Genomic DNA, 1,181 nt, shown 5'->3' on the forward strand with positions numbered 1-1,181 from the left:
ATGATAAATTACAAAGGAAAATAGGGCTGGATTATGGCAAAGTTAATCCTTCCACATATTTGTAAGTGATTGATTATTTAATAAATGGGAGAAATTAGAGAGCTGATTCGGGACTATATGTCGCCTTGTAATCAGAATATATTTTTCAAGGCATTGAATATTATAGATATTTATAATTTGAATGCTATATTTCGACAGCCTAGGGCGTTCCTTTAAAATCTATTGTTTCATACATCCTTATCAATAAGGAATAAGGGACAACTATTTATGTCGATGGCTAATACAGTAATAATTCTGGATTTTGAAACCACTGGGCTATCACCTAATATGGGAGATCGTGCTATTGAAATTGGTGCGGTGTGTATTGAGAATGGCGAAATAAAAGATCACTTCCAGGAGCTGATGAACCCAGGTCAGTATATTGATAGTTTTATTGAAGGATATACAGGGATCACTAACGAAATGCTAGCAGATGCTCCATCCTGCGAAGAAGTAATGCATAGGTTTGCTGACTTTATAGGAGACTATAACCTTGTTGCACACAATGCTTCATTTGATAAGCGCTTTCTGGATTCTGAGCTAGCGAGAATATCAAGAAAATACCCAGGCAAATTCACATGTTCAATGCTAGTTGCACGAAGAATTTATCAAGATGCGCCTGATCATAAGTTAGGAACTTTGGTAAAGTATGCAAATATTCCCGCAGATGGTGTTTTTCATAGAGCATTATACGACTCACAAATGACGACAAAGCTATGGATGGCGATGCTAGGGAATATAAATCAGCATTATGATATACCTGATATTCCGTTTAATTTGCTCCAGAAACTCGCTAAAACACCCAAAAAGAATGTACACAATTTTCTACAGAATTGGTAAATGTTTGCAGTTAATAATAGGTTTCAGCGGAGATCTAAATTTTTGTAACCGTTCAGTTCCCCTCCTGTCATAACCATGTCAATACCTAATTTTAACTATTATTACTGTCCATTTTCCACATAAAATCCTTCCATCTGAAATCGTACTTCAGTAGACCTGATTTTTATGCGGCATTCATTTTTTTAAAATCATCACTCGTTTCCGGGATAGAGCCTGGAGAAGTAAACTTAACCTGTCATATTGGATGTCCACCCGAAGTGGCATCGGTTCAGCTTCATTGAATATTTTATTCTTCAGGGTAT

The 1,181-nt window shown here is 36.2% G+C and carries 1 protein-coding gene; it reads left to right on the plus strand.

Going from position 1 to position 1,181, the window contains the following annotated elements; translation table 11 throughout:
* Window positions 1-267: 267 nt before the first annotated feature.
* On the plus strand, window positions 268-879 hold the full coding sequence (locus BTHERMOSOX_RS11335; protein ID WP_138121217.1) for a 3'-5' exonuclease: 612 nt from the start codon (window positions 268-270) through the stop codon (window positions 877-879).
* Window positions 880-1,181 lie beyond the last annotated feature (302 nt).

The organism is Bathymodiolus heckerae thiotrophic gill symbiont (assembly GCF_900128515.1).
Lineage (GTDB): Bacteria > Pseudomonadota > Gammaproteobacteria > PS1 > Pseudothioglobaceae > Thioglobus_A.

Excerpts from the sequence above, each read along its gene's own strand:
- BTHERMOSOX_RS11335 (WP_138121217.1), top strand. The coding sequence starts at position 268 with ATGTCGATGGCTAATACAGTAATAATTCTGGATTTTGAAACCACTGGG.